An 8,528-nucleotide genomic window follows, 5' to 3' on the forward strand; every position below is an offset into this window, starting at 1 on the left:
GTTTTCAACATTCATACAGCTAAATTAATGATATCCTTGCGTAACATCAGTTAGTTAAATATTTGGGAAGTTCAGTTCCTAAGTTAAATAAGGCATCTAAAATGCTTAGGTCAGGGTAAAATTCATTACCAAATAATTGAAAATAATGCTTTTGTGGTGGAATTGAGGTGCGTGTAGCGCCCCAGTTTTGAGATGAAATGGCTGGAAATTGAGTGCTTTCGCTGATGTAGTTTGGGGTTGGTAAGAAAGCTATTCTTACAATTGTATCTAAAAGCTGCTGGTTAAATTCTAATAGAAATTCCGGTGGATTTTGAAATAGGTAGGCAAGTTCCGGCCAATAGTGTTCGTAGAATGCGCTTTTAGAATAAGCAAAACGGATTGCCCGCGCAACACGTGATGCCCAATTTTGGTCATAACAAATTTTTATTGCTGTAAGTGGAGCCTGATCCGGATATTTTTTGATGGGGATAGTCTGCATCAAAACCCCCGTTGAACCCAAAATAAAAAAGCGATTAAAATAATGCTGCTTTTGATAGCGGGGGTCAGTAGTGATAGATGGTTTCTGTTGAGACCATAATTTGCACCAAGAAATTGGGGGTGCACAGAACAAAGGTAGTGCGCCATTTACTTCAAGGCTGGTATCCATTGATACTATAAAAACCTGCTGATCAATTCTTTCATGATTTCGTTAGTGCCTCCATAGATTTTCTGGACGCGGGAATCTGCAAAAGCACGGGCAATTGGAAAATCCCAAATATATCCATAGCCACCAAATAATTGCAAGCATTCATCTACGATTTTGCATTGCAGTTCGGAAAGTGTCAATTTTGCCATAGCGGCTGTGGCAACGTCCAATTGGCCTTTAAGATGTAATTCGATACATTTATCGGTAAAACTTCGTGCCATTACGATTTCTGCCTGCATTTCGGCCAGCTTAAATCGGGTATTTTGGAAGTTAAAAATTGGTTTCCCGAAGGCAATTCGTTCTTTGGTGTAGCGAAGGGTTTCTGCAAAACACGTTTCAAGGGTAGCGGCAGCCACAACGGCGATGAGCAAGCGTTCTTGAGGAAGTTCATTCATGAGGTACATAAATCCTGCACCTTCTTGCCCCAGTAAGTTGCTTTCAGGAATCTGCACATTATCAAAAAAGAGTTCGCAGGTATCCTGTGCTTTTAGCCCGATTTTTTCCAGACGTTTTCCTTTGGTAAATCCGGCCATACCGGCTTCTACCAATAGTAGTGATATTCCCCCTGCTCCTTGTGAAGGGTCTGTTTTGGCAACCACAATAACTAAGTCGCTATGCCAGCCATTGGTAATGAATGTTTTAGAGCCGTTCAGAATGTAATGGTCGCCTTTTTTGATAGCTGTTGTTTTGATTCCTTGCAGGTCGCTGCCGGCTGCCGGCTCAGACATAGCTATGGCTGTGATAATTTCACCGGCGGCCATTTTGGGTAAATATTTTTTCTTTTGTTCTTCGGAGCCGTAGTGTAGGATGTATGGAGCCACAATATCTGTATGCAGAGCAAACCCCGGGCCACTACAGCAGGAACGGGCTTGTTCTTCCATTAAAATTACGCTGACGGTAAAGTCCACCCCGGAGCCTCCGTATTCTTCGGGCATGGTGCAGCACAAGAATCCTTGTTTGCCGGCTTTTAGCCAGAGTTCTCGGGATACCATTCCTTGTTTTTCCCATTCATGATGAAAGGGTATGACTTCTATTTCAAAAAACTTACGGGCAGATTCCCGAAATAGCTGGTGCTCTTCTGCAAAAAGTGTACGTGGAATCATATTGATATAAAAAATGCTATTCTTCGTCTAAGGTGTCTTCTGCGGTGGAGGGCATTTCCGGTAAATTTTGATAAGATTCCCGTACTTTATTTTCGATTTCTGCCAGTAGTTCGGGGTTATCTTTGAGGAGTTTTTTTACGGCATCTCTTCCTTGCCCCAGTTTATCTCCCTGATAGCTGTACCAAGCGCCGGCTTTTTGTAAGATTTTCAGTTCTGTAGCTAAGTCAACGACTTCTCCGATTTTGGAGATTCCCTCTCCATAGATGATGTCAAATTCTGCTCCTTTAAAGGGAGGGGCTACTTTGTTTTTGACTACTTTTGCTCGTGTTCTATTTCCGATAACTTCGGTTCCGTCTTTAATTTGCTGTATTCTTCGGATGTCAACACGGACGGAGGCGTAGAATTTAAGGGCATTACCGCCGGTTGTTGTTTCTGGGTTTCCGAACATTACGCCGATTTTATCCCGCAGTTGGTTGATAAAGACACACACGCAGTTTGTTTTTGAGATGCTTCCGGTTAATTTACGCATTGCTTGGGACATTAAGCGGGCTTGCAGTCCCATTTTAGAGTCTCCCATTTCTCCTTCAAGTTCTGCTTTGGGTACTAATGCGGCTACGGAATCGATCACGCAGATGTCAATTGCGCCGGATCGGATTAAGGCTTCGGCTATTTCGAGGGCTTGTTCGCCGTGTTCCGGCTGAGATATTAGTAAGCTATCTGTCTGGATACCAATATTTTGGGCATAAATTGGGTCAAAGGCGTGTTCAGCGTCAATGTAAGCTGCTAATCCGCCTTTTTTTTGAGCTTCTGCGATAGCGTGGAGCGCAATAGTCGTTTTACCCGAAGATTCCGGCCCAAAAACTTCTATGATTCTTCCACGCGGAAAACCACCTACGCCAAGAGCTATGTCTAAACCCAATGAACCCGTTGAAATAGAATCTGCTTGAACCGCCGGCCTATCACTTAAACGCATAACAACGCCGCGCCCAAAGTCTTTCTCCAACTTCTCTACGGTAATCAAAAGCGATTTTAACTTCTCGTCTTGTATTTTATCCATCTTGGCTATTCCTTCTTCACTCTTCTTTGCCATAATATATTGCTCTTTTAAGCAAAGTAAATCAATATATTGATTGCTCTAAATATTCTTTCTAAATATTTCCGAAAATTACCCAACTCTTAAAAAGATATGGCATAGATTTCGTGTTAATTTTGCAGCAAAATAAGAAATATCTATGAAAAACCATTCATTAAAACTTATCTTATTGATAAGTTGTTTGTTTTCTATCACTTTTTCTTCTGTAGCTCAACGTTCTAAGGTAACTTCCGGAGCTATGGCCTATGGAGATGGAGAATATGAGAAAGCTATACAATATTTTCAGGAGGCTCTTGCAAAGCCGGACTTGCTCGATTCCAAAGATTTAGCCAAAGCGTATGCAAAGTTAGGTCAGTCCTATATGGGACTATACACCACTAAAAAGCCCAAAACGGTTAATGACTATCCGTTTTCTAAATATCCGAACTTACTAAATGATGCTTGGGATGCTTTTCAAAAAGCAAAACAATATGATGAACTGAAAAAGTTTGAAACCGAAATAAATGCTATCCTGCCAACCTTAGGGGATGCAATGTATCGGCAAGGCTTTGATTTGTATAAAGCAGGGAAATATACAGATGCCGAATCATATCTCACTGCATCCTGCAAAATATTTGACGCTACAATCACTTTTTATGGCTCTTACACATTACGCGGCTATAATTATCTTGAACTAAAAGACACTGTTAAGGCTACCAAAGACTTTGAAAAAGCGCTTGAACTTTACAAGGCCAAAAAACCCAAAACACCGGATAATTCAGTAGCTTATGTATATGTAGCCTTAGCAACTATCTACGAACAATCTAACCCCGATAAATCCCTTAAAGTCTTAGCCGAAGCCAAAACAGAATTTCCCCAAGAAAAAGTAATTAACGACACAGAGCTGAATTTGTACCTGAGAAACAAAGATCTTTACGACAAAGGGATTTTGAGATTTGAAGAAGAAGTAAAGAAACAGCCTAATAATGAGCAAATTATATTGGCTTATGCTCAGCTCACAGAGCGTAAAGACGTAAAAAAAGCCATCGAAATTTACAAACAGGTTCTACAAGTGAACCCCAAAAATACGACTGCAAACTACAACATCGGAGCTAACTTAGTAAACCAAGCTGCCGAATTAGTCAAAAAAGCGAATGACTCTAAAGACGGAAAAGAAATCTCAGCCCTAAATAAAGAAATTATGGCCCTTATGAAAGAAGCCTATAAATACATGAAAGCCGCCTATGACGCTGACCCAAAAGATATTTCTACCGTAGATGCTTTGGTACAAATAACAACTACTTTGGGCAACGAAGATGATGCCATGATGGCCGAATCCGCCAAATACATCAAAATCAAAAATGAACTAAAGGCAAATAAAAAGTAATTAAACAGAATAGTTAAATTACAAATGTAGACCTGCATTTGTAATTTAAAAACAACTTCATTACAGACAAATTTCCTTTATTCTAATTTAGATTTTGTCTAATGAAAAATATTTTTCACTAATAATCAGATAGTTGTATGTTTTTAATCAAAAAAAGTAATTAAATACTTTTTTTGATTAAAAAAAGTTGTAACTTTGTCAAGTTAAAATAAATTATTATGGAAGCTAACACGCAGAATATTTTAAACGTAACTCTATTAGAACCCAGACAGAAGCATCCCACAATCTTTGCTCGCTTTGATGAGCTAAAGAACGGAGAAGTATTAACAATTCATAACGACCACGACCCGAAACCTCTTTATTATCAAATGCTTGGAGAGCGTGGGAATACATTTACTTGGGAATATTTGGAATCAGGACCAGAGTGGTGGAAGATAAAAATAACCAAAAGAGCATTAGCAGAAAACCAAGATACATTAGGTCAAATTGCAGCCAAAGACCTTAGAAAAGCCCAAGTATTCAAAAAATATGGTTTAGACTTCTGCTGTGGCGGTAATAAAACCATTAAAGAAGCTTGCGCCGAACAGGGAATTGACCCGGAAATCGTAGAAAAAGAACTCACACAGGTTGATTCAATTACGACCAGCAGATCTTTACCCTACAATGACTGGAGTTTAGATTTTCTGGCAGATTATATTGTGAATACCCACCATGCTTACGTTCGTAAAAACTTGCCAGATATACGCGCCTATGCACAGAAAGTTATGACTGTTCATGGAAGCCATCACCCAGAACTAATTCAGGTTCAATATCTTGTAGATCAAACCAATGCAGAACTTACTACCCACATGGGCAAAGAAGAGCAAATACTGTTCCCCTTCATCAAAGAGTTAGTGGCACGTAAAAACAACCCGGAAGGCCAGCGTCAGTCATTTTTAGATAGTGCCAAAGGTCCCATCCGAATGATGGAAGTAGAGCATGATATGGTCGGAAATTTCCTCAAAGACATCCGTACAGTTACCCACAACTACCTGATCCCCCAAGATGCTTGCGGCAGCTACAAAATGCTATACAAAATGTTAGAAGACTTTGAAGAGGATTTACATATTCATATCCACTTAGAAAACAATATCTTGTTCCCCAAAACAATGGAACTCGAAAAATCACTTACTAATTAATTAAACCTAAACATTGCGTTAAAGTTGGTATTATTCAAAGGTACAGTTAGTTGGTAATAAATTAATTGTGCCTTTGTTTAATTTTCTTATGAATAGTTTTTATGCTCACGATTAATGCAAATACTAAGATAGGGGAGATTTTGAAGCATCATCCAGATGCCTTAGAGGCGATTGTGAGTATTTCTCCTAAGTTTACGAAACTTAGGAACTCGTTATTACGCCGGATTATGGCACCGAGAACCAGCATCAATATGGCCTGTAAGGTTGCCGGCTGCTCTGTAAATGATTTTTGGGAAAAGCTACGGCCACTTGGCTTTAAAATAGATAACAGTATTGCTATAGATTCTGATATGATTGATAATCAAGAAGTTCCGTTAGAAATCCGGCAAATATCTCCGGAAAAATTAGTTGTTTTGGATGTAAGACCAGTTATTCAAGCAGGGCAAGACCCCTTGAGCCTTATCTTAAACAAACTGAAAGAGGTTACTCCCGGAAAAGTTCTAAAACTCATCAATAGTTTTGAACCCGCCCCCTTGATTCAATTATTAAGTAAGAAAGGATTTTCTTATTATATAGAAAATGTAGATGACGAGCAGGTTGTTACTTATTTTTTTAAGACTGATACTACCGAAGTAACCCTAAAAACGGACGTTGAGCCTTCGGATGATTGGGATGAAAAGTTAAAACAATACACTGATAATCTTGAGACGGTAGATGTTCGGGACTTAGAAATGCCATTACCGATGCTTACTATCTTAGAAAAGTTAGATACACTGCCTCCCAAAATGGCTTTGTATGTTTATCATAAGCGAGTACCTGTATTTTTACTGCCGGAACTTGCCGATCGTAAGTTTTCTTACAGAATACACGAAATTACTGAAAATGAAGTACATCTCTTAATATTTAGAGAGTAAATGGCCTTTGCATTTAATTCAAGAATAACCTCCACGACACCGGTAAAGGTAATTTTACCTTTTTATTTATATGCGGCAGTAGCTTTTTGTGCAGCCACGGTACTACTGTTTTTTTTCTCAGATTCATTGTTGACGCATTATACTACGCCGCCGGTTTTGGGAATAACCCATACACTAACCTTAGGCTGGGGAACCATGGTTATATTTGGGGCAAGCTATCAATTATTACCGGTTTTAATTGAGAAACCTCTGTTTAGCAATAATTTAGCATATACTTCTTTTGTGTTAGCAGCCTTAGGAATACCGCTCTTGATTTATGGATTTTTTCATTTTGATTTAGGGTGGCCAACTCTTTCCGGCGGGCATTTGGTAGTAGCTTCTGTTTTAGCATATTGCGCAAACATTCTTTTAAGTGTTAGAAAAGCCCAGCGGGCAAACCCACACGTATATTTTGTGTCCACAGCGTCTTGCTGGCTATTGCTTACGGTATTATTAGGGCTTAGTTTGATTTTTAACTTTAAGAGTCCCATTTTTCAGGAAAGTTCTTGGCATTATTTACCATTGCATGCGCATATTGGCCTTGCCGGTTGGTTTTTGCAGCTCGTTCTGGGTGTTGCGTCCCGCTTAATCCCGATGTTTTTAATCTCTAAGTATAGCAACCCTCGTTTATTATGGATTACCTATGGCTTATTGAATGCAGGTTTAACACTCTATGTATTAGCGTTTTACTTTTTTCCTTCTCTTATTTGGTATTTTTGTGCAGTAGGGCTTGTGCTGGCTGCATTACTATTGTTTATTTATTATTGTTTTACGGCCTTTAAAAGTAGGATTCGTAAACAGGTAGAGAAACCGATGATAATGTCTTTGTTTTCATTGCCGGCTTCAATAGTTTTATTTTCCATACTTTTGGCGGGTTTATCTACGGTAAACTCTGCCCTTCCTGCCGAAACGAGCCGTTGGGTTATGGTGTATGGTTTTTGGATACTTTTAGGCTGGCTCACAAGTATTATCTTAGGTATGACGTTTAAAACGCTTCCATTTATTATTTGGAACGCTGTTTACCACCGCGTAGGCTATGGGAAGGCTCCCAATCCCAAAGATTTATTTAACGAAAAGATTTTTGCAGTAATGGCCGGCACCTATTTTGTGGCATTAATTTTATTTTCAGCAGGAATCTGGCTACAAACAATTTTTTTGCTGAAAACGGGAGCATTATTGCTTGTCATAACTGCATTTTTGTATAATTTGAATATTGTAAAAATCATTACCCACACCCCCAAGAAAATATGAATGTCGTAACCAATGATAATATTCAGGCTGCCATTGCTTTAAATAACTTACATGAAGTAATAGACCCTGAAATTGGCCTAAATGTAGTTGATTTAGGGCTAATTTACCAATTAGATTTTAACCCAGAAAAATCCGAAATTGCGTGCATTATGACTTTAACAACCCAGTTTTGCCCTATGGGAGAAGCTATTACCACAGGAGTAAAAGAAAATATAGAACAGACGTTCCCAGATTATAGCGTAGATGTAACGCTAACATTTGACCCTCCGTGGAATTATGGAATGATATCGGAACAAGGACGCTCTTTCTTAGGCCGTTAAATCTATGCTTAGTTTAAGTTGTAAGGTAGCTATCAAGGCTGTTATTTATTTAGGCTCGAAAATCGAAACAGCAGAAAAAATTGGTATTAAAGAAATTGCCAATCAAATTCAGGAAAATGAACATACATTAGGAAAACTCCTTCAAAAATTGGTAAAAGAGGGAATTATCAGGAGTTCCAAAGGACCTAATGGTGGTTTTTATATGATTGAAAACCAAATACATATACCTGTTATCAAAATTGTTGAAGCTATTGACGGAAAGGATATTTTTGACCATTGCGGCTTAGGCCTTAATGAGTGTTCGCCTGACCACCCTTGCCCTTTTCATCAAGAATTTAAGCCTATTCGTGATATGTTTCATAAAATGTGCTCCGAAAAAAAGATTTTAGACCTCTATACGCCTGTAAACAGCGGCTTAACTTACCTATTCTGAGTTTCAGCTAAGTTTTTTTCCAGAAAAACGCCATCTTAATACCTGATTTTTAAATCCTAAGATAGTTTCTATCTTAAAAACTTAAAAAGGAATAATACGATAATGATATTTTAATTAGACCAAAATGTATCTATATTCATATATTT

Annotated in this window: 9 protein-coding genes; 6 read left to right on the plus strand and 3 right to left on the minus strand. The window is 38.6% G+C overall.

From position 1 onward, the window contains the following. Positions 1-46: 46 nt before the first annotated feature. From LC115_08855 to recA, 3 genes are read right to left on the minus strand one after another with little or no spacing between them, the layout of a single operon-like run. Positions 47-646 carry a WbqC family protein gene (locus LC115_08855; GenBank protein MCZ2356777.1) on the minus strand — a complete coding sequence of 200 codons (600 nt, stop codon included), beginning with the start codon at positions 644-646 and terminating at the stop codon, positions 47-49. A 5-nt stretch (positions 647-651) separates the two neighbouring features. Beyond that, positions 652-1,788: an acyl-CoA dehydrogenase family protein gene (locus tag LC115_08860; protein MCZ2356778.1), complete on the minus strand. Its 1,137-nt coding sequence runs from the start codon at positions 1,786-1,788 to the stop codon at positions 652-654. A gap of 16 nt (positions 1,789-1,804) precedes the next feature. Then, on the minus strand, positions 1,805-2,878 hold the full coding sequence (gene recA, locus LC115_08865; protein ID MCZ2356779.1) for a recombinase RecA: 1,074 nt from the start codon (positions 2,876-2,878) through the stop codon (positions 1,805-1,807). Between the two features lie 142 nt (positions 2,879-3,020). Here recA and LC115_08870 point away from each other — a divergent pair, with 142 nt between their 5' ends. The 6 genes from LC115_08870 (at position 3,021) to LC115_08895 (ending at position 8,382) form a co-directional block, all read left to right on the plus strand. Next, positions 3,021-4,247, plus strand: coding sequence for a hypothetical protein (locus LC115_08870; GenBank protein ID MCZ2356780.1), 1,227 nt, complete (start codon positions 3,021-3,023; stop codon positions 4,245-4,247). 218 nt (positions 4,248-4,465) lie between these two features. After that, on the plus strand, positions 4,466-5,425 hold the full coding sequence (ric, locus tag LC115_08875) for an iron-sulfur cluster repair di-iron protein (protein MCZ2356781.1): 960 nt from the start codon (positions 4,466-4,468) through the stop codon (positions 5,423-5,425). A gap of 101 nt (positions 5,426-5,526) precedes the next feature. Continuing rightward, entirely contained in the window at positions 5,527-6,339 is an 813-nt protein-coding gene (locus tag LC115_08880) for a DUF2249 domain-containing protein (GenBank protein ID MCZ2356782.1), read from the plus strand. Then, positions 6,340-7,629, plus strand: a complete 1,290-nt coding sequence (locus tag LC115_08885) for a cytochrome C oxidase subunit I (protein MCZ2356783.1) — start codon at positions 6,340-6,342, stop codon at positions 7,627-7,629. Next, on the plus strand, positions 7,626-7,949 hold the full coding sequence (locus tag LC115_08890) for a metal-sulfur cluster assembly factor (protein MCZ2356784.1): 324 nt from the start codon (positions 7,626-7,628) through the stop codon (positions 7,947-7,949). Before LC115_08885 ends, LC115_08890 begins: the two co-directional genes overlap by 4 nt. 4 nt (positions 7,950-7,953) lie before the next feature. After that, on the plus strand, positions 7,954-8,382 hold the full coding sequence (locus tag LC115_08895; protein ID MCZ2356785.1) for an Rrf2 family transcriptional regulator: 429 nt from the start codon (positions 7,954-7,956) through the stop codon (positions 8,380-8,382). Positions 8,383-8,528 lie beyond the last annotated feature (146 nt).

The organism is Bacteroidia bacterium (assembly GCA_026932145.1).
In the GTDB taxonomy this organism is placed as follows: domain Bacteria; phylum Bacteroidota; class Bacteroidia; order J057; family JAIXKT01; genus JAIXKT01.